The organism is Micromonospora sp. NPDC049891, from assembly GCF_040660295.1.
In the GTDB taxonomy this organism is placed as follows: Bacteria; Actinomycetota; Actinomycetes; order Mycobacteriales; family Micromonosporaceae; genus Micromonospora.
In genome coordinates this window covers 1-19,582 of the sequence record NZ_JBFAML010000041.1, presented here as the reverse complement: position 1 = coordinate 19,582, position 19,582 = coordinate 1, and the positions used below count along the sequence as shown (strand labels likewise).

Below are 19,582 nucleotides of genomic sequence, written 5' to 3'. Positions count from 1 at the left end.
CTCGAACACCAGTACTATTTATCAGTACGGACTCGGAGCCGTGATGATTTTCCGCATCGACACGCGGCAGAAGGTCGTACAGATGTTTGAAAAAGACCGATCTCACCTATACGGTCATGAACAGCCGGAGGTGACCATGGTCGACCCACCGGTCAGCAGATCACCGTGCGCACCACGAGCCGCCGAGGCACCCAGCGCCGACCAGGGAGGACGGACGTGACCGAGGACCGGGCCAACCGGCCACAGAGCCCGCAGCAGAGCATCGAGGCGGGCCCTCCGGCCGCCCGACGCCGGAGCGTCACCCGTGCCCGCTCCGGTCAGCCGGCCGTGCGCCCGGTGACGCCGGTGGTCAGCAGCTTCCCGGACCCGGCGACCGTCGACCTGACCGCCCGGCAACGACGCATCCTGGATTTCATCCGCACCTGGGTGGAGCGGCACGGCTACCCGCCGAGTGTGCGCGAGATCGGCGAGGCGGTCGGGTTGGTCTCCCCGTCCAGCGTCGCCTACCAGCTCAAGGAGCTGGAGAAGAAGGGCTTCCTCCGGCGCGACCCGAACCGACCCCGGGCGGTCGACGTCCGCTCCCCGAACGACGTCGACGACGAGCTGAGCCGCTCCCAGCGGCCCACCCCGGCCTACGTGCCGATGCTCGGTCGCATCGCCGCCGGTGGGCCCATCCTCGCCGAGCAGTCGATGGAGGACGTCTTCCCGCTCCCGCGTGAGCTGGTCGGCGAGGGCGAGGTCTTCATGCTCCAGGTCAAGGGTGACTCGATGCTCGACGCGGCGATCTGCGACGGCGACTGGGTGGTCGTCCGGCAGCAGCCGACCGCGGACTCCGGTGAAATCGTCGCCGCCATGCTCGACGGCGAGGCGACCGTGAAGACCTACCGTCGACGTGACGGTCACGTCTGGCTGATGCCGCAGAACCCGGCCTTCGACCCGATCCCCGGCGACGACGCCACCATCATGGGCCGGGTGGTCGCGGTACTGCGCCGCATCTGATTCGGCGGTCCGACCGGTGCCGGCCCGAGGCCGGTGCCGGTCGCCTCGTCAGTACCTGTCGCCCCGGTAGCCGTAGTTGCCGCCGCGCACCTGACCGTACGGCTCGCCGTCGTCTTCCCGGTAGCGGCCGGAGCGCCGCCCCCGGTAGTCGGGCTCAGCCGGGCCACCACGTCGGGGTGGCTCCGCGCGCCCGCCAGCGCCGGGCTGTCCGCCGCGCACCCCACCGCCGCCGTAGACACCGCCGCCAGGGCGTCCACCGCCACCGGACGGGCGACCACCTCCCGGCCGCCCACCGTAGACGGGAGCACCCTCACCGCCGGGCCGGCCACCACCACCGCCGTAGACGCCACCGCCGCCCTGCCCCGGACGAGCACCGTTGCCGGCGGCCGGTCGGCCCCCGCCGCCGTAGACGCCACCGCCCGGGCGGGCACCACCGCCGGGCCGCTCGCCAGCCGGCGAGCCGCCGTAGACGCCACCGGACTGCGCTCCGCCGTACACCCCGCCCCGGCCCCGGTCCTGGGCCGAGCCGAAGCCGTCGCTCTTGCGGCCCGGTCCGTCAGCGTCATCGTCGCCGTCGCGGTTCCGGCCGGCCGGTGCCGGGCGCTTACGGGCGCGCAGGATGCCGAAAATGCCCGCGCCGACAAGCAAGGCGCCGATCACACCGACCGCGGCGATCAGGTACATGATGTCGGTCGGCGTCAATCCGTCGAGGAACGACTGCCCGGATTTCTGTGCCGCGTCGGGGTCGTTCGCCAACTGCTTCGGCCCCTCCGTCGAGGGGGTGTAGCTGAGGATGTTGACGGGGTCGTCGTCCTCCAGGTGACCGGCGTCGGAGACGGTCAGGAACGTCTTACCGTCGGTCGAGTAGGCGATCGCCTCGCCGAACGGGTCGGCCAGTGGGGTGACCCGGGGCGTGGTGGTGGTGAGGGCGGTGACGATGTCGCCGTTCTGCACGTCGTACTCGAAGGCGTCGGCGTAGGTACGCAGGACCACCCGGGAGCCGTCCAGGGATCGGGCCGCACCGGTGATCGCGACTCGGCCGAAGGTGCTCAGCGGGTTCTCGGTGTCCGTCCTCGGCAGCTCGATGTCGCCGAGCTTCTTCATCGGCACGGGCTCGGTGTCACCGGTCTTGAGCGGCCCGTCCGGGGTGAAGATCTCAGCCTTGCCGGCGGTGACCTTGGTGATGATCAACGGTAGCTTGTCGTCGCCGATCAGCAGCGCCTCGGCATCGCGCGGCTTTCCGTCCGGGTACGACAGTCGGTGCAGCTTCGGTTGGCTGCCGCCGCCGATCGGCATGCTCCAGACCGCCACCCGCTCGCGACGCTCGCGGCTCGTCACGTTGTCGCCGGTGTCGGCGATCCACAGCGTCTTGCCGTCCGGTGAGACGGCGAGATCCTCGGTGTCGAACGGGCCCGCGCCGGAGTAGGGGACCTCGCGGACGACCTGGCAGTCCTTGTTGAGGTAGAAGACCTGCTTGCGGTCGTCCTGGTCGGTGCTGTCGTTGATGACGATGTAGCCGTTCTTGGTCACGACCAGGCCGGACAGCTCACGCAGCCGCGAGTCGGTGACCGAACACTGCTTCTTTCCCGCCGCCGTGACCGGCGGCCCCACCGCGGCGGCCGGAGGCGCCGCCACCACGGGAGACGCTGCCTTGGCGGGGGTCGAGCCGGGCGCGGTGAGCGCGGCACCGGTGACCGCCACGGTGGCCCCGACCAGGCCGAGGGCAACCGTGACGGAGGAAACAGTGCGGAGCATGAAAGAAGTGTCGCATGCCGCAGGTTTCCTACGGGTGACGCGGCAGTGCGGTCACCGCAGGCGATCACCCGGCGGTACGGACCGCCTGCGCCGTGTCGTCGTACGGGGCGAGTTCGGCCGCGAGTGCCTCGTTGACCCGTACGTGCAGCATCGTCCCTTCCGGCAGATGGGCGGTGCTGAGCACCTCGCCCTGCCGGTGCAGGCGGGCCACCAGGTCGCCCCGGTCGTACGGCAGCACCACGCGCACCTCGACCGCCGGGCGGGGCAACCGCCGCTCGATCGTCTCGCGTAGGTCGTCGATGCCGCGGCCGCTGTGTGCGGAGACGAAGACCGCCTCGGGCCAGAGCCGCTTGAGCCGGAGCAGGGTCTCCTCGTCGGCCGCGTCGGTCTTGTTGACCACCAGCAGCTCGGGCAGCCGGTCCGCGCCGACCTCACCGAGCACCTCGCGGACGGCCCGGACCTGCTCCTCCGGGTCGGGGTGGGCGCCGTCGACCACGTGCACGACCAGGTCCGCCTCGGCGACCTCCTCGAGCGTCGACCGGAACGCCTCGACGATCTGGTGCGGCAGGTGCCGGACGAATCCCACGGTGTCGCTGAGGGTGTAGACCCGCCCGTCGGACGTGGTGGACCGGCGGGTGGTCGGGTCGAGCGTGGCGAACAGCGCGTCCTCGACAAGCACGCCCGCCCCGGTCAGGCGGTTGAGCAGGCTGGACTTTCCGGCGTTTGTGTAGCCGGCGATCGCCACCGCGGGCACCGCGTTGCGGGTACGGCGGGCGCGCTTGGTCTCGCGTACCGTCCGCATGGCCTTGATCTCCCGGCGAAGCCGGGCGATGCGGTGGCGGATGCGCCGGCGGTCGGTCTCCAGCTTGGTCTCACCGGGACCACGGACGCCGACGCCGCCGCCGGCACCGCCACCTCGACCGGACCCACCGGTCTGCCGGGACAACGTCTCACCCCAGCCGCGCAACCGGGGCAGGAGGTATTCCAGCTGGGCCAGCTCGACCTGTGCCCGCCCCTCCTTGCTCTTGGCGTGCTGGGCGAAGATGTCGAGGATCAGCGCAGTCCGGTCGACCACCTTGACCTTGGTGCGCTGCTCCAGGTTGCGCAGTTGGGACGGGGACAGCTCGCCGTCGCAGATCACCGTGTCGGCCCCGGCGGAGAGCACCATCGAGCTGAGGTCGTCGACCTTGCCGCGACCGATGTAGGTCGCCGGGTCGGGGCGGTTGCGTCGCTGGATGAGCCCTTCGAGCACCTGCGAGCCGGCGGTCTCCGCCAGCGCGGCCAGCTCGGTGAGGGAGTTCTCCGCGTCGACCTGGGTGCCCTCGGTCCAGACGCCGACCAGGACCACCCGCTCCAGCCGGAGCTGTCGGTATTCGACCTCGGTGACGTCGGTCAGCTCGGTGGAGAGGCCGGGGACCCGTCGCAGCGCCTGCCGTTCGGAGAGCTCGTACTCACCGGTGGTGGTGTCGAGCTCGTCGTCGGGGATGGGAACGTAGGTCTCCTGGTCTCGCAAGCGATCTCTCCTGTCCGTTCTGTGCATGTACCGAGCAATCCTGACATGTGTCAACGCCCGCTGCACCTGGTATATGCCCACCTGCGAAGCGGCGGGAGCGGGGGCGGATGCCGGCTGCCCGGGGCGGGCGAGTAGAAATGCGGACGAGCCGTTCAGCGCCGACGGAGGGACCTGCGTGGCCACGACCCGACTGCCCAGTGCCGGATTCTCGATCACGATCCGGATCGCCGTGCCCGCCGATGCCTCCTCGATCGGCCGACTCACCACGTCGGTGGGTGAGGCCGGGGCGATCGTCACCGCGCTGGACGTGGTCGACTCCGATCCGACGAACGTGATCGTCGACCTGACCTGCGACACCGCCGACGCCGGTCACGCCGACCAGGTCGTCGACGCGCTCAGCTCGCTCGACGGCGTCGACGTGCGCAAGGTTTCCGACCGCACCTTCCTGCTGCACCTCGGCGGCAAGATCGAGGTGAGTCCGAAGGTCGCCCTGCGGAACCGCGACGAGCTTTCCCGCGCGTACACCCCCGGGGTGGCCCGGGTCTGCCAGGCGATCGCCGACAACCCCGCCGACGCCCGCCGGCTGACCATCAAGCGCAACACGGTCGCGGTGGTCAGTGACGGCTCGGCCGTGCTGGGGCTGGGCAACCTCGGTCCCGCCGCATCGCTGCCGGTGATGGAGGGCAAGGCGGCGCTGTTCAAGCGCTTCGGCGGGGTGGACGCCTGGCCGGTGGTGCTCGACACGCAGGACACCGACGAGATCGTCGCCATCGTCAAGGCGATCGCACCCGCGTACGGCGGGATCAACCTGGAGGATATCGCCGCGCCGCGTTGCTTCGAGATCGAGGCCCGGTTGCGCGAGGCGCTCGACATCCCGGTCTTCCACGACGACCAGCACGGTACCGCCATCTGCGTGCTGGCCGCGCTGACGAACGCGCTGCGCGTCGTGGGCAAGCAGCTCGCGGACGTCCGGGTCGTGGTCTCCGGCGCCGGCGCGGCGGGTACGGCGATCATGAAACTGCTGCTGCGCCAGGGCGTCGGCGACATCATCGCGTACGACCGGCAGGGTGCCCTGCACCGTGGCCAGGCCGACCTCAACCCGGCCTGGCGGTGGCTGGCCGAGAACACCAACCGGGACGGCTACTCGGGTGACCTGCCCGGTGCGCTGGCCGGTGCCGACGTCTTCATCGGGGTGAGCGCCCCGAACCTGCTCACCGGCGACGACATCGCCACGATGGCGAAGGACGCGATCGTGTTCGCGCTGGCGAACCCGGACCCGGAGGTCGACCCACGGGAGGCCCGCCGGCACGCCGCGGTCGTCGCCACCGGCCGCTCCGACCAGCCGAACCAGATCAACAACGTGCTCGCCTTCCCCGGTGTCTTCCGGGGCATGCTCGACGCGCACGCCGAGGAGTTCACCGAGGAGATGGCGATCGCCGCCGCTCGGGCCATCGCCGACGTGGTGGGTGAGGAAAAAATCAACCCGACGGTCATCGTGCCCAGCGTCTTCGACTCCCGAGTCGCTCCGGCGGTCGCCGCCGCCGTACGCGCCGCCGCCCAGAACCCGGCCGCCAGCCCGCCGCCCGCCGCCGACCCCGGCCCGGCCGACCTCCCCGAGATCGCCGCCACCGCCTCCGCCACCCCCTGACCCGCCCTCGCTAACCCGTGTTGATCATGAGGTTAGCGGCGATCTCGATCTCAGAAACTGCCGCTGACCTCATGATCAACACGGGTCGGGCGGGAGGGTCAGGGGCGCAGGGTCGGGAGGGTGAGCTGGCCGGTGGCCACGAGGAGGGCGGGGCCGGAGAGCCAGCAGGAGTTGGGCGTGACGGTGACGGTTAGGCGGCCGCCGGGGACGTCTACGGCGACAGTGCCGGTCTCCCGGTCGGCGTCGCGCAGGGCCACCGCCGCGACCGCGCAGGCGCCGGTGCCGCAGGACAGCGTCTCGGCGGAGCCACGCTCGTGGACGCGCATCAGCACGTGCGCGTCGACGCCGGCAACCGGGGCACCGGCGGTGATGAACTCGACGTTCACCCCGCTGGGGAAGAGCGCCGGGTCGACGTCCGGGGCCCGGGTCAGGTCCAGCCCAGCCAGGTCCAGCCCGGCGGGTACCGGGCAGACCAGGTGGGGATTGCCGACATCCACCGCCGTGCCGGGCAGGGTCAGCCCGCCCAGGGCGGCGGCGGAGGCGTCGTACAGCCGGGGGCGCCGCATCTCGACGGCGATGGCGTCACCGTCGACCCGCGCCCGCACCACGCCGGCCCGGGTGGCCACCGGCAGCACGTCGCCGGCCGGCACGGCCAGCCCGGTCTCCAGCAGGTAACGGACGAAGACTCGGGCGCCGTTGCCGCACATCTCGGCGAAGGAGCCGTCGGAGTTCCAGTAGTCCATGAACCACTCGGCCTCGCCGGCCAACGCGGCGCCGTCGGCGTGCTTCGCGGCGCGGACCACACGCAGCACGCCGTCCCCACCGAGGCCACGTCGCCGGTCGCAGATCGCCGCCACCAGCTCGGGCGTCAGGTCGAGCGCGCCGTCCGGGTCGGGCAGGATCACGAAGTCGTTGCCGGTGCCGTGCCCCTTGGTGAACTCCACGCCTCCATCATCGCGCAGTCTCGCCGAGGATCCGCACCGCGGCCCCGACCATGCCCGGGTCGGCCGAGTCGAGCCAGTGCACCCGCGGATCACGCCGGAACCAGGAGCGCTGGCGGCGGACGAAGCGGCGGGTGGCCCGGATCGTCTCGTCGTGCGCCTCGGTCTCGGTCAGCTCCCCGCCCAGGAAACGCAGCACCTGCTGGTAGCCGAGCGCCCGGCTCGCGGTACGCCCCTGCGGCAGGCCGCGCTCGACAAGTCCCCGGGTCTCCGCGACCAGCCCGTCGGCCCACATCCGGTCGACCCGGACCGCGATCCGCTCGTCGAGCCGGGCGGTGTCCAGGTCCACGCCGATCTGCACCGCCGGGTAGTAGGGCCTGGGCTCGGGCAACGCCGCGGTGAACGGCTTACCGGTCAGCTCGATCACCTCCAGCGCACGCACGATGCGCCGGCCGTTGCCGGGCAGGATGCCGGCCGCCGCGGCCGGGTCGGCCTCGCGGAGTCGCGCGTACAGCGGCGCTGGTCCGAGCGCGGCCAGTTCACCTTCCAGGCGCTGCCGCAGCGCGGGGTCGGTGCCGGGGAACTCGAACTGTTCCAGCACCGCCCGGACGTAGAGCCCGGACCCACCGACAAGCAGTGGCACCCGCCCTCGGGAGAGGATGTCGTCGACCGCCGCCCGGGCCAGCCGCTGGTACTCCGCGACGCTGGCCGGCTCGGTGACCTCCCAGATGTCGAGCAGGTGATGTGGCACGCCGTCGCGCTCGGCGTCGGTGAGCTTCGCCGTGCCGATGTCCATGCCCCGGTAGAGCTGCATCGAGTCGGCGTTCACCACCTCGCCGTCGAGCGCGTGCGCGAGTGCGATGCTCAGCGCCGACTTGCCCGCCGCCGTCGGCCCGACCACCGCGACCACGACGCCCGGGGCGGTCACTGCCGCTCCCAGCTCGCCACGAGGTAGCCCACCCCGTAGGGCGCGGCGTGGTAGCGCAGCTCGCCGCGCCAGTGGCCGCCCGCCGCCCGCGCCGCACCGGCGAGCACCTGCCATGGTGCCCGTCCCGCGACCCTGAGCTGGGCCGACAGGTCGGGGTCCAGGCCGAGCAGGGCGTCGGCGTCCGCGTCGGCCAGGGCTCGCGCGACAGTCTCGTCGTACGCCTCGGCGCGCGAATCGGCGTAGCCGGGTGCCTTCTCACCCCGGCAGGCCGAACCGTCGCCCATCACCAACAGCGCCCACGGCTGGTTCGAACCGAGCCGGGCACCGAGGTCGGCACAGGTCTTGACCGACTCGTCGGCCCCGACCGTCTTCATCCGCCAGCCGATGCCGCCGGTCCCGGCCGCTGGTCGCCGACCGAGCAGCCAGGCGCCGACCAGCAGGCTGAGCGGTAGGTGGTCGGTGCCCACCGACCCGTCGGGGTGGTTGCCGAGGCGTACCTCCAGCGGCACCCCCCAGGGGGCGAAGCTGCCCCGGAACGGGTAGTCGAGGTCCGCTCTGCGGTCGCCGGCTCCGATCACCAGGACGCTGCGGGCTCCCGAGTCGAGCAGCCCGGCGACTGCGGTGTCACAGGCGGCGCGCAGGTCGTCCAGCTCGGACGCGGCGGCACCGGCGATCTCGGGGACGAGCAGCGGCGGGTGGGGGCAGACGGCGGCGGCGACCAATGGCACCAGGCAACCGTAGCGGCCGGGTACCGCCGGGTGCCGGGTGCCGCCGGGTGCCGGGTGCCGCCCGGAAGGCCGACCGCTCGTACGTACGTCGTACGGGCGAAAGCGGCACGCCGGTCGGATGACCCAGACAGGCCCTAGGACACCGTATGGTCACGGTCGGCGATAGGCGCTCGACGCGGACCGGGGCGCACCTGTGACAATGCCCGGAGAAACTTGGCTGCGCCGTGGCGGCGCCCGGGAGACTGCTCCCTGGTGCCGGGAGAACGAGGATGGGCACATGAGCGACTGGACTGCCTTCGGACGGGTGGACGCGGACGGCACCGTTTACGTCAAGACCGCCGAGGGCGAGCGGGTGGTCGGATCCTGGCAGGCGGGAGCACCGGAGGAGGGGCTGGCACACTTCGCACGCCGCTTCGCCGACCTGGTGACCGAGGTGGACCTGACCGAGGCACGGCTCAAGTCCGGTGCGGCGGACGCCAACCACTCGCTCACCACCATCCGGCGGATCCGCGGCTCCCTCGCCGAGGCCCACGTCGTCGGTGACATCGATGCCCTGGCTGCCCGGCTCGACAAGCTCGCCACGGTGGCCGAGGAGAAGGCCGGCGAGGCCCGGGCGGCGAAGGAGGCCGCCCGCGTCGAGGCTCTCGCCCGCAAGACCGCCCTGGTGGAGGAGGCCGAGAAGCTGGCGGCCGAGTCGACCGGCTGGAAGACCGCCGGGGACCGGCTCAAGGAGATCCTCGACGAGTGGAAGACCATCCGGGGGGTCGACAAGAAGACCGACGGTGAGCTGTGGAAGCGGTTCGCCGCCGCGCGGGACGGTTTCACCCGCCGCCGGGGTGCCCACTTCGCCTCGCTGGACGCGCAGCGCAAGCAGGCGCAGACGGTCAAGGAGGAGCTGGTCGCCGAGGCCGAGAAAGTCGCCGAATCGACCGACTGGGCGGCTACGGCAAACCAGCTCAAGGACCTGATGACCCAGTGGAAGGCCGCGCCGCGCGCGTCGAAGGAAGCTGAGCAGCGGCTCTGGGAACGGTTCCGCGCCGCGCAGGACGCCTTCTTCAGCCGGCGTAGTGAGGTCTTCTCCGCCCGCGACAACGAGCAGCGGGCCAACCTGGAGCGCAAGCAGGCGCTGCTGGCCGAGGCCGAGGCGCTCGATGTCGACGGCGACCCGAAGGGTGCGCAGGCGAAGCTGCGGGAGATCCAGGCGCAGTGGCACGAGGCCGGTCGGGTGCCGCGCGAGGCGGCCGCCGGGCTGGAGCGCCGGCTGCGCGCGGTCGACGAGAAGGTCCGCGAGGTGATGGAATCGGCCTGGCGGCGCACCAGCCGGGAGGACAACCCGCTGCTGGCCCAGATGCGTGCGCAGGTCGCGGAGGCCGAGGAGCGGCTGGCCCGGGCGCAGGCAGCCGGTGACACCCGGCGGATCAAGGAGGCCGAGCAGGCGCTCGCCTCGAAGCGCCAGTTCCTCCAGTTGGCCGAGCAGGCTGGCTGAGCCGTACGTCCGATGCCCTCGGCTCCCCCTCACGGGAGTCGGGGGCATCGTCCTTTTCGCAGGTCGCGGCGATGTTAGCGTACGACATTTACATCGACGTCGATCTGTGATTATGTGGGGAAAGCGCTTGCCCTCTCGTGGGGCGAGGCACGGGAGCCAATCCGACCAGTTCATCCACCGGCAGGGCGCATCCTGCGACCGCCACGGCATCGCTGCCGCCGGGCACGGCAGCCTCCGTTGCCGAGGCACACCCCCTGCCGACCGCACCGGATGACGCATCCGGGCGTCCGCCACGGCCACACCACCGTCAGCCGTGGCCGCCCACGCATGGACCCGTCCGGTCCGGGCCGGCCCGGACCGCCGGTCCCTCGGTGCGCCGACGCGTCACCCGATCCGTCCCATTTACCGAGGATGAGGAGAACGACCGTGCTTGCAGACGTCAAGCCGCGCCTGACCAGACGGCTGGCGGTGCTGGCCGCGACGGCCGTCGCGCTGCCCGCCGCCGCCGTCGCGGTGACCGTCACCCCGGCCGCCGCGGCGACCGTCGACACCGGCGCCTACTACGTGTTCGTCAACCGCCACAGCGGCAAGGCCATGGACCTCTGGAACTGGTCCACCGCAGACGGCGGCGAGATCCGGCAGTTCACCCGCGCCGACGGCAACAACCAGCAGTTCCAGTTCGTCGACGTGGGCAGCGGCTACTACCAGCTGCGCAACCGGCACTCCGGCAAGGTTGTGGCCATTCCGAACTCGAACGACGGCGCACAGGTCACCCAGGTCACCGCGAGCAGCGACACCCGGCAGCACTTCCGGCTCGCGGACTCCGCCAACGGTGACGTCCGGTTCATCAGCCGGCACAGCAACAAGGCCCTTGAGGTGTGGCAGTGGTCCACTGCCGACGGGGGCATGGTCTCGCAGTACGCCGACCTGGACGGCGCCAACCAGCGGTGGCAACTGGTGCGGCTGGGCGGTGGCACCACTCCCCCGCCGACCAACCCGCCCAGCACACCGCAGACCGGCCTGGTCGGCTGGGCCACCCAGAACGGCGGCACCTCAGGCGGCGGCAGCGCCGCAACCACCACCGTCACCAGCGCCTCGGCGCTGACCAGCGCGCTCAACTCCACAAGCGCGGCGGTGATCCGGGTCTCCGGCACCATCAACTGCTCGGGAATGCTGCGGGTCCGCTCCAACAAGACAATCCTCGGCAACTCCGGTGCCACGATCGCCGGCTGCGGATTCACCATCAACGGTGACCGCAACGTGATCATCCGGAACCTGACCTTCCGGAACTGGGGCGACGACGCGATTAACGTGGAGCAGTCGGCCACCAACATCTGGATCGACCACAACACCTTCACCGCCGGGTACGACGGCGCTGTCGACATCAAGCGCGGCTCCGACTTCATCACCGTGTCCTGGAACCGCGTCTACGGTCACGACAAGTCGATGCTGCTCGGACACAGCGACGACAACGCCAGCCAGGACGTCGGCAAGCTGCGGGTGTCGTACCACCACAACTGGTTCGACGGCAGCAACCAGCGCCACCCCCGGGTCCGCTTCGGCAACCCGGTGCACGTCTACAACAACTACTACAGCAACGTACGCGGCTACGGCGTGGCGTCCACGATGAACGCCGGCGTGCTTGTCGAGGGCAACTACTTCGAGAACACCCCCGACCCGTACCACCTGGGTGAAGGCAGCTCCGGGCCGGGCTCGCTGGTGGCCCGCAACAACCACTTCGTCAACTCGGGCAGCGGACAGACCGGCGGCAGCGTGGCCGGCATCCCCTACTCGTACACCCTGGACACCCCGAGCAACGTCAAGTCGATCGTGACGGGCGGCGCGGGCGCCGGCCGGATCTCGGTCTGACCGAAGGGTCAGGGCCTGTGTCGAAGTCCTCGGTCGAGCCGAGGCGGCGTCCGGGCGGGCGTCGCATGAGCCCGCTCGCTGGCCGGCCCCGGACTTCGACACAGGCCGCCCAGGGCTGCGTGACGCGGCCACAGAGGGTTCCGCCGGGGTGTGTGTGGTGGCTCCTTTGCTCTGCTTCACTCCACGCAATGGTTTCGCTGGCTACCCCTTGCGCGGGTTGAAGCAGAGCAAAGGACGCACGGTGGTGGGTGGTGGCCCGGCCGGGCACGCCGCCGGACAGCAGCACTCGGAGCCTGCGAGTCGCCCGGGTCAGGGTTGACGGGCCAGGCCGACGATGGCGGCCAGGCGCGCGACGTCGGCCGCTGCGGGTCCGCGTTGGATGACCTGGGCGAGGAGAGCGAGAAGGTTCCTGCGATGCCGTACATCGCGGAACGACTCGGCACCCTGCCGGCAGCGCCTGCGGAGATCACCGCTCTCGACCTCGACCAGCGCGGCGGCCAATGGGTCATCGCGATCCAACGCACCTAACTACACCGGGCCGACCGCAGTCGAGACCGCTTCATGTACTCCGCCTGGAGAAGGCCGACCTTGCTCAGTGCGTGACGGCGCAGCCGGTTGTCGGCTCGGGCGCCACGGCCGGCGCGCCGATCGTCGGCAGCCCAAGCAACACCCCGGGGGTACGCGGTGAACGACCCGCCTCGGCCGCGTCACCGGCGCGGGTGCGGCGGTGCGACAGCGGGGCACCGTCGGCGTTGAGGTGGTGCGGCGCGGCGTAGGTGATCGTGGTGTGCACGATGTCGCCCGGGCGGATCGACCCGGCGTCGCCCGGTTCGCCGGCAGCACCGGTGGCGAAGTGCACCAGGCGGCCGTCGCGGGCCCGACCCGACATCCGGCCGGTGCGCTCGTCCTTGCGGCCCTCACCGACGGCGACAAGCACCTCGACCGTCTCGCCGACGAGCTTCTTGTTCTCCGCCCAGGTGATCTCCTCGACGCAGGCGATCAGCCGCTCGTACCGCTCCTGCACGACCTGCTTGGGCAGCTGGCCGTCCATGGTCGCGGCCGGCGTGCCGGGGCGCTTCGAGTACTGGAACGTGAACGCGGAGGAGAACCGTGCCTCACGGACCACGTCGAGGGTGTGCTCGAAGTCGGTCTCGGTCTCGCCGGGGAAGCCGACGATGATGTCGGTGGTGATCGCCGCGTCGGGCATCGCCGCCCGGACCTTCTCGATGATGCCCAGGTACTTTTCCGACCGGTACGAGCGGCGCATCGCGCGCAGCACGTCGTCGGAGCCGGACTGCAACGGCATGTGCAGCGAGGGGCAGACGTTGGGCGTCTCGGCCATCGCCGCGATCACGTCGTCGGTGAAGTCCTTCGGGTGCGGGCTGGTGAACCGCACCCGCTCCAGCCCGTCGATCTCGCCGCAGGCGCGCAGCAGCTTGCCGAAGGCGTACCGGTCGCCGAACTCGACGCCGTAGGAGTTGACGTTCTGCCCGAGCAGGGTCACCTCCAGCACACCCTCGTCGACCAACGCGCGTACCTCGCTGAGGATGTCGCCGGGGCGGCGGTCCTTCTCCTTGCCACGCAGCGACGGCACGATGCAGAAGGTGCAGGTGTTGTTGCAGCCCACCGAGATCGACACCCAGCCGGCGTAGGTCGACTCGCGGCGGGTCGGCAGCGTCGACGGGAAGACGTCGAGGGCTTCGAGGATTTCCACCTCGGCGGCGGCGTTGTGCCGGGCCCGCTCCAGCAGCACCGGCAGCGAGCCGATGTTGTGGGTGCCGAAGACCACGTCCACCCAGGGGGCCCGGCGGACGATGTCGCCGCGGTCCTTCTGGGCGAGGCAACCCCCGACGGCGATCTGCATCCCCGGGTGCCGGTTCTTGACCGGACGCAGGTGACCGAGGTTGCCGTAGAGTCGGTTGTCCGCGTTCTCGCGGACCGCGCAGGTGTTGAACACCACCACGTCGGGGGTGTCCTCGGCCTCACCCGCGCGGACGTAACCCGCCTGCTCCAGCAGGCCGGAAATGCGCTCGGAGTCGTGCACGTTCATCTGGCAGCCGTAGGTGCGCACCTGGTAGGTGCGCGGGCCGCCCGCCGCTGCGGTAGTCATGACGTGCACAGCGTAGCCGGGTCCGAGGAATCGGACGGAACGAGGAGAAGCCATGTGCCGCAGCATCAAGACCCTGCGTGAGCCGTACACCCCGGAAGTCACCGACGCGGACGTGCGGGCCGCGGCGTTGCAGTACGTCCGGAAGATCTCCGGTTTCCGGGCCCCGGCGGCGCACAACGCCGAGGCGTTCGACGCGGCGGTAGCCACGATCGCCGCCGCCACCCGCACCCTGCTCGACGAGCTGGTGGTACGCGGCGGCACCCGGCCGGCCGCCGCGCCGTAGAACCTCAGGCGGCGGCCAGGGCCGGGTTCACCGAGTCGGGCGCCCACCGCGAGCGGTGGCACCGCGACCAGCCCCGGCAGCGCGGGTCGGCCTCGGTGCACAGCCGGCGGTCGCTGAGTACCTCGCCGTCGTCGGTCTCCCGCACGTCGAAGTGGACCGGGCGGATGCTGCCGTCGGGTGCGACGAGCAGGTGCCGGGTGTCGTCGAGGGTGTCGTCACGCAGCAGGCAGTTGCGGCCGAGCAGCCGGGCCAGCGCCGCGATGCTCGGCAGCTCGGGCAGTCCGTCCGGTACGCCGTAGCAGTCCACGATCGTGGCGAACTCCCCCGGCGCCTGCCAGACGTCGCAGACCACCGCGTACGTCGGCAGGCGGAGCGGATCCGCCACCGCCAGTGGCATCACCACCCGACCGAGCGCGTCGGCCAGCGCCGGGTAGACCTCCACCGGTCGTACCTGGTCGATTCTCCAGTTCCACAGCTCGGTCATGCCGTCTCCTCGCTGTGCTCGTCCCCACCGGCCTCCGGATCGGGCCTTACCGACGATGGTGGGGGGCATTTGCCCCCAGCCGTGGGCAAGTTACCGGTCTGTGACCATTCTGGCCCAAATTTCCCTGAGCCTCATCGCTCCAGGTAGCGGGAAGATGACAGTTTATCGGGTATGGTGCGCGTTCCCACGCAACGGCACGCGTACCAAAACCCGCGCTCAGCGCAGGACGACCCGGTGTTCGCCCCCGGGCAGCAGCTCACCGATCACCGGGGCGCCCGGGATCTCGCCGGCCACCAGCAGCCCGCCGGAGGTCTGCGCGTCGGCCAGCAACAGTCGGTCCTGCTCCGCCGCCGGGCCGAAATCGGTAGTCGGGGTCACCCACTCCAGATTGCGGCGGGAACCGCCGCTGACGTACCCGTCGCGGACCGCCTCGCGGGCACCTTCCAGGTACGGCACCCGGGCGGTGTCGATCGCCACGGTCAGCCGGCTGGCCCGGGCCAACTTCGTGGCATGGCCGAGCAGACCGAACCCGGTCACGTCGGTGCCGCAGCGCACACCCGCCGCCACCGCCGCCCTCGCGGCCTCCCGGTTCAGGGTGGTCATCGCCGCCACCGCCGCCGGGAAGCTCTCGCCGGTGCTCTTGTGACGGGTGTTGAGCACGCCGACGCCGAGCGGCTTGGTAAGCGACAGCGGCAGCCCGGCCCGCCCGGCGTCCAGGGTGATCAACTCTTCCGGCCGGACCAACCCGGTGACGGCCAGGCCGTACTTCGGACCGTCATCGTCGACGGTGTGCCCGCCGGCCAGATGGCAGCCCGCCGCGCGAGCCACGTCCAGGCCGCCGCGCAGCACCTCCCGGGCCAGTTCCAACGGCAGCACCTCCCGGGGCCAGCAGAGCAGGTTGAGCGCGACAAGCGGAGTGCCGCCCATCGCGTACACGTCGGAGAGGGCGTTGGTGGCGGCGATCCGCCCCCAGTCGTACGCGTCGTCGACCACAGGGGTGAAGAAGTCGGCGGTGGTCACCAGGCCGGTGCGCTCGTCCAGCCGGACCACCGCGGCGTCGTCGCCGTGGTCGAGCCCGACAAGCAGCTCGGCGGTGCCGGCGACGGGACCGAGATCGGCGACCATCGCCTCCAGTTCACCGGGCGGGATCTTGCAGGCGCACCCGCCGCCACGGGCGTACCGGGTCAGCCGGACGGGCTCGGTCATCCCCTCATGATCTCCGTCACCCGCGCCGGACGCCAGCCAGGCAGGTCAAATTCGGACGCCGCAGTCGGATCATCCAGGGTGTTACCGCTCCGTGACCATCTGAGTTGTGTTCCGCCACTTCACCCCGCCTACAGTGGCCGCTACCGGGGGTCGACCGACTCCCGACAGCGACGAGGAGGACAGACGACGTGGCGACGGGCGAACCGCTCATCGTGCTGGACTCGGTCAACAAATGGTTCGGGCCGTTGCACGTACTGGACGACGTCTCGCTGTCGGTGGGGCGGGGCGAGGTGGTCGTGGTGATCGGCCCGTCCGGCTCCGGCAAGTCGACCCTGTGCCGCACCATCAACCGGCTGGAGCCGATCAACTCCGGCACCATCACCTTCGACGGCCAGGCGTTGCCGGCCGAGGGCAAGGCCCTGGCCAGGCTGCGTAGCGAGGTCGGCATGGTGTTCCAGTCGTTCAACCTCTTCGCGCACAAGACGATCCTGGAGAACGTCACCCTCGGTCCGACAAAGGTCCGCAAGGAGAAGCCGGCGGCGGCCCGCGAGCGGGGTCTGGCCCTGCTCGACCGGGTCGGTATCGCCAACCAGGCCGACAAGTACCCGGCCCAGCTCTCCGGCGGCCAGCAGCAGCGCGCCGCGATCGCCCGGGCGCTGGCCATGCAGCCCAAGGCGATGCTCTTCGACGAGCCGACAAGCGCGCTGGACCCGGAGATGGTCGGCGAGGTGCTGGACGTGATGACGTCCCTCGCCCGCGACGGCATGACCATGGTCGTGGTCACCCACGAGATGGGTTTCGCGCGACACGCGGCCAACCGGGTCATCTTCATGGCCGACGGCAAGCTCGTCGAGGATGCCGCTCCGACGGAGTTCTTCGCGAACCCGCGCAGCGAGCGGGCCAAGGACTTCCTCTCCAAAATCCTCACCCACTAGGCGTCCGGTAGTGGAGCGGGCCGTGACCCGGCCGGCTCCAGTCGAAGAAGGAGAACAGGTATGCGTATGAAGCGGATGGCGGCGATCACCGCCGTTGCCGGCCTCGCGGTCGCGATGGCCGCTTGCGGCGGGGACAGCGACGAGGGCGGTTCCGGCACGGGCGCCGGTGGCATCGTCGGCAAGGCCGAGAGCCAGAAGAAGCTGGTCATCGGCGTCAAGGCCGACCAGCCCGGCCTGGGTCTGCAGACCGGCAGCCAGTACGAGGGCTTCGACGTGGAGATCGCGAAGATCATCGCGAAGGGCCTCGGCGTCGAGGAGAGCGGCATCGAGTGGAAGACCACCGTGTCGAACAACCGGGAGCCCTTCATCGAGCAGGGCACCGTCGACCTCGTGGTCGCCACCTACACCATCAACGACGAGCGCAAGCAGAAGATCAACTTTGCCGGCCCGTACTACGTCGCTGGCCAGGACCTGCTTGTCAAGTCGGACTCCACCATCACCGGCCCGGACCAGCTGGCCGGTAAGACGGTCTGCTCGGCGACCGGCTCGACCCCGGCCAAGCGGATCCAGGAGAACTACCCGGACGCCCGGCTGCAGCAGTTCGACGCGTACTCCAAGTGCCTGCCGCTGCTGGAGAACGGCCAGGTCGACGCGGTGACCACCGACGACATCATCCTCGCCGGCTACGCCGCGCAGGACCAGTACGCCGGCAAGTTCAAGGTCGTCGGCAGCACCTTCTCCGACGAGCCGTACGGCATCGGCCTGAAGAAGGACGACAAGGACGGCTGCGAGAAGGTCAACGAGATCCTCAAGGCCGCCGCCGAGGACGGCAGCTACAAGGCTGCCTGGGACGCCACCCTGGGCAAGAGCGGCACCGCCGCGCCCGAGCTGGACACCACCAAGCTGACCCACTGCGGCGCAGTCTGACCGGTACCGGAGCCGGCACCCCGTGCGGGTGCCGGCTCCGGCCTGTCACCGGCCGCCGCCACGTGCCCCGGGAGCCGAAGCATGCACGTATTCACTGATCCGGACAACTTCGACGCGTACCTGTCGGGTTTCCTCTGGATCCTCAAGCTGACCGGTGCGTCAGCGGTCTGCGCCCTGGTGATCGGCGTACTGCTGGCCGCGATGCGGGTCTCCCCCGTACCCGTGCTGCGCGGCTTCGGCGCGGCCTGGGTCAACATCTTCCGTAACACGCCGCTGACGCTCGTCATCTTCTTCTGCTACTTCGGCGTCTACGCCACCCTCGGCCTGAGCCTCTCGCAGGACCTGGACCTGAACATCTACTGGCTCGGTGTGATCGGCCTGTCGGCCTACACGGCCGCCTTCGTCTGCGAGGCGATCCGCTCGGGCATCAACACGGTGCCGACCGGCCAGGCCGAGGCGGCCCGGGCGATCGGGCTCTCCTTCGCCCAGACGCTACGGATCGTGGTGCTGCCGCAGGCGGCGCGCTCGGTGGTCGCGCCCTTCGGCAGCATCCTGATCGCGCTCTGCAAGAACGCCACAATCGTCGGCACCATCGGGTTGCTGGAGTCCTCCAACATCATGAAGGACCTGATCAACAGCAACGGTGACGCGGTCATCGTGATCTTCCTGGTCTTCGCCGGCACGTTCGCCGCGCTGCTCATCCCCACCGGCTACTTCTTCGGCTGGCTGGCCAACCGTCTGGCGGTGAAGCGCTGATGAGCACCAGCAACGTCCTCTACGACCACCCGGGCCCCCGGGCCAAGGTACGCAACGCGGTGTTCAGCGTCCTCTTCGGCATCGCGCTGCTCGGCCTGCTCTACTGGATCTACACCAAGTTCGACCAGGCGAACCAGTGGGAGCCCCGGCTGTGGGAGCCGTTCACCCGGTCGACCACCTGGACCCAGTTCATCCTGCCGGGCCTGTGGGCCACCCTGAAGGCGGCCGGCGTCGGCATGGTGCTGTCGCTCGCCTTCGGCATCATCTTCGCCTTCGGCCGACTCTCCGACAGGTGGTGGATCAGCGTGCCGGCCGGCATGGTGGTGGAGTTCTTCCGCGCCGTACCGCTGCTGCTGATGATCTTCTTCGTCTTCTACGGCGTGCCGTTCCTCATCAAGGGACCGGTGACCGCCTTCTGGGCCGTGGTGATCGGCCTGACCCTCTACAACGGCTCGGTGCTGGCCGAGGCGTTCCGGGCCGGCATCCGGGCCGTGCCCGGCGGGCAGTCCGAGGCGGCGTACGCGGTGGGCATGCGCAAGAACCAGGTGATGCGGCTGATCCTGCTCCCGCAGGCCGCCCGGGCCATGCTGCCGATCATCGTCAGCCAACTCGTGGTGCTGCTCAAGGACACTGCACTCGGCTACATCGTCGCCTACCCCGAGCTGCTCCAGCGCGGTGTCAACGACCTCGCCGCCAACTACGGCAACATCATCGCCTGCGCGATCGTGGCCGCCGTCATCTACATCGTGATCAACTCAGTGCTCACCTGGTTCGCCGGCTGGCTGGACCGGCGCACCGGTGCCCGGGCCTTCCGGATACCGAGGCAGACCGGCCCGGTCGCACCCGCGAACGCCGCCCCCGGCGGTGACGGCACCATCGTCGAGCCGCAGGGCTGAACCCGAACACAGATCGCGGCGGGCGGGCGGGGGGGCGCGGGCCGCGCGCCCACGGACGGGGGGTGGAGTATTGGGGGGCCGGGCGGGAGCCCCAGCCCGCCGCCACCCCCCCCCCCGC

At 70.7% G+C, this 19,582-nt stretch carries 17 protein-coding genes; 9 read left to right on the top strand and 8 right to left on the bottom strand.

The window, feature by feature from the left end:
• Positions 1 to 216 precede the first annotated feature (216 nt).
• Entirely contained in the window at positions 217 to 999 is a 783-nt protein-coding gene (gene lexA, locus AB0I71_RS30330) for a transcriptional repressor LexA (RefSeq protein WP_357590461.1), read from the top strand.
• Between the two features lie 48 nt (positions 1,000 to 1,047).
• Here the strand turns inward: lexA and AB0I71_RS30325 are convergent, their stop codons facing one another.
• A complete protein-coding gene (locus tag AB0I71_RS30325; protein WP_357590459.1) occupies positions 1,048 to 2,754 on the bottom strand; it encodes a hypothetical protein in 1,707 nt (568 codons plus the stop codon).
• 64 nt (positions 2,755 to 2,818) lie between these two features.
• A complete protein-coding gene (gene hflX, locus AB0I71_RS30320) occupies positions 2,819 to 4,267 on the bottom strand; it encodes a GTPase HflX (RefSeq protein ID WP_357590457.1) in 1,449 nt (482 codons plus the stop codon).
• Between the two features lie 175 nt (positions 4,268 to 4,442).
• On the opposite strand from hflX, the gene AB0I71_RS30315 reads away from it, so the two are divergent.
• Complete coding sequence (locus AB0I71_RS30315; RefSeq protein WP_357590455.1) at positions 4,443 to 5,915, top strand: NAD-dependent malic enzyme; 1,473 nt, start codon at positions 4,443 to 4,445, stop codon at positions 5,913 to 5,915.
• 98 nt (positions 5,916 to 6,013) lie between these two features.
• On the opposite strand, the gene dapF is transcribed toward AB0I71_RS30315, so the two are convergent.
• Genes dapF through AB0I71_RS30300 form a run of 3 tightly spaced genes read right to left on the bottom strand, consistent with a single transcriptional unit; the run spans position 6,014 to position 8,512 of the window.
• Positions 6,014 to 6,859, bottom strand: a complete 846-nt coding sequence (gene dapF / locus AB0I71_RS30310) for a diaminopimelate epimerase (protein ID WP_357590453.1) — start codon at positions 6,857 to 6,859, stop codon at positions 6,014 to 6,016.
• A gap of 7 nt (positions 6,860 to 6,866) precedes the next feature.
• Complete coding sequence (miaA, locus tag AB0I71_RS30305) at positions 6,867 to 7,784, bottom strand: tRNA (adenosine(37)-N6)-dimethylallyltransferase MiaA (protein ID WP_357590451.1); 918 nt, start codon at positions 7,782 to 7,784, stop codon at positions 6,867 to 6,869.
• Positions 7,781 to 8,512 (bottom strand): hypothetical protein, encoded by a 732-nt coding sequence (locus tag AB0I71_RS30300; protein WP_357590449.1) that lies wholly within the window; start codon positions 8,510 to 8,512, stop codon positions 7,781 to 7,783. The genes miaA and AB0I71_RS30300 overlap by 4 nt, the downstream gene beginning before the upstream one ends.
• A gap of 277 nt (positions 8,513 to 8,789) precedes the next feature.
• On the opposite strand from AB0I71_RS30300, the gene AB0I71_RS30295 reads away from it, so the two are divergent.
• Positions 8,790 to 9,998: a DUF349 domain-containing protein gene (locus tag AB0I71_RS30295; protein WP_357590447.1), complete on the top strand. Its 1,209-nt coding sequence runs from the start codon at positions 8,790 to 8,792 to the stop codon at positions 9,996 to 9,998.
• Positions 9,999 to 10,424: 426 nt separating this feature from the next.
• On the top strand, positions 10,425 to 11,867 hold the full coding sequence (locus AB0I71_RS30290) for an RICIN domain-containing protein (protein WP_357590445.1): 1,443 nt from the start codon (positions 10,425 to 10,427) through the stop codon (positions 11,865 to 11,867).
• A 592-nt stretch (positions 11,868 to 12,459) separates the two neighbouring features.
• Here AB0I71_RS30290 and miaB read toward each other — a convergent pair.
• On the bottom strand, positions 12,460 to 13,977 hold the full coding sequence (gene miaB, locus AB0I71_RS30285) for a tRNA (N6-isopentenyl adenosine(37)-C2)-methylthiotransferase MiaB (protein WP_357590443.1): 1,518 nt from the start codon (positions 13,975 to 13,977) through the stop codon (positions 12,460 to 12,462).
• Positions 13,978 to 14,029: 52 nt separating this feature from the next.
• On the opposite strand from miaB, the gene AB0I71_RS30280 reads away from it, so the two are divergent.
• Positions 14,030 to 14,260, top strand: a complete 231-nt coding sequence (locus tag AB0I71_RS30280; RefSeq protein WP_357590441.1) for a DUF2277 domain-containing protein — start codon at positions 14,030 to 14,032, stop codon at positions 14,258 to 14,260.
• A 4-nt stretch (positions 14,261 to 14,264) separates the two neighbouring features.
• On the opposite strand, the gene AB0I71_RS30275 is transcribed toward AB0I71_RS30280, so the two are convergent.
• Positions 14,265 to 14,744: a hypothetical protein gene (locus tag AB0I71_RS30275; RefSeq protein ID WP_357590439.1), complete on the bottom strand. Its 480-nt coding sequence runs from the start codon at positions 14,742 to 14,744 to the stop codon at positions 14,265 to 14,267.
• Between the two features lie 216 nt (positions 14,745 to 14,960).
• On the bottom strand, positions 14,961 to 15,950 hold the full coding sequence (gene selD, locus AB0I71_RS30270; protein WP_357590437.1) for a selenide, water dikinase SelD: 990 nt from the start codon (positions 15,948 to 15,950) through the stop codon (positions 14,961 to 14,963).
• A 188-nt stretch (positions 15,951 to 16,138) separates the two neighbouring features.
• Here selD and AB0I71_RS30265 point away from each other — a divergent pair, with 188 nt between their 5' ends.
• The 4 genes from AB0I71_RS30265 (at position 16,139) to AB0I71_RS30250 (ending at position 19,464) form a co-directional block, all read left to right on the top strand.
• On the top strand, positions 16,139 to 16,885 hold the full coding sequence (locus AB0I71_RS30265; RefSeq protein WP_357590435.1) for an amino acid ABC transporter ATP-binding protein: 747 nt from the start codon (positions 16,139 to 16,141) through the stop codon (positions 16,883 to 16,885).
• 60 nt (positions 16,886 to 16,945) lie between these two features.
• On the top strand, positions 16,946 to 17,812 hold the full coding sequence (locus AB0I71_RS30260) for a glutamate ABC transporter substrate-binding protein (protein ID WP_357590433.1): 867 nt from the start codon (positions 16,946 to 16,948) through the stop codon (positions 17,810 to 17,812).
• Positions 17,813 to 17,893: 81 nt separating this feature from the next.
• Positions 17,894 to 18,568 carry an amino acid ABC transporter permease gene (locus tag AB0I71_RS30255; protein ID WP_357590431.1) on the top strand — a complete coding sequence of 225 codons (675 nt, stop codon included), beginning with the start codon at positions 17,894 to 17,896 and terminating at the stop codon, positions 18,566 to 18,568.
• Positions 18,568 to 19,464, top strand: a complete 897-nt coding sequence (locus AB0I71_RS30250; protein WP_357590429.1) for an amino acid ABC transporter permease — start codon at positions 18,568 to 18,570, stop codon at positions 19,462 to 19,464. The genes AB0I71_RS30255 and AB0I71_RS30250 overlap by 1 nt, the downstream gene beginning before the upstream one ends.
• Positions 19,465 to 19,582: the final 118 nt, after the last annotated feature.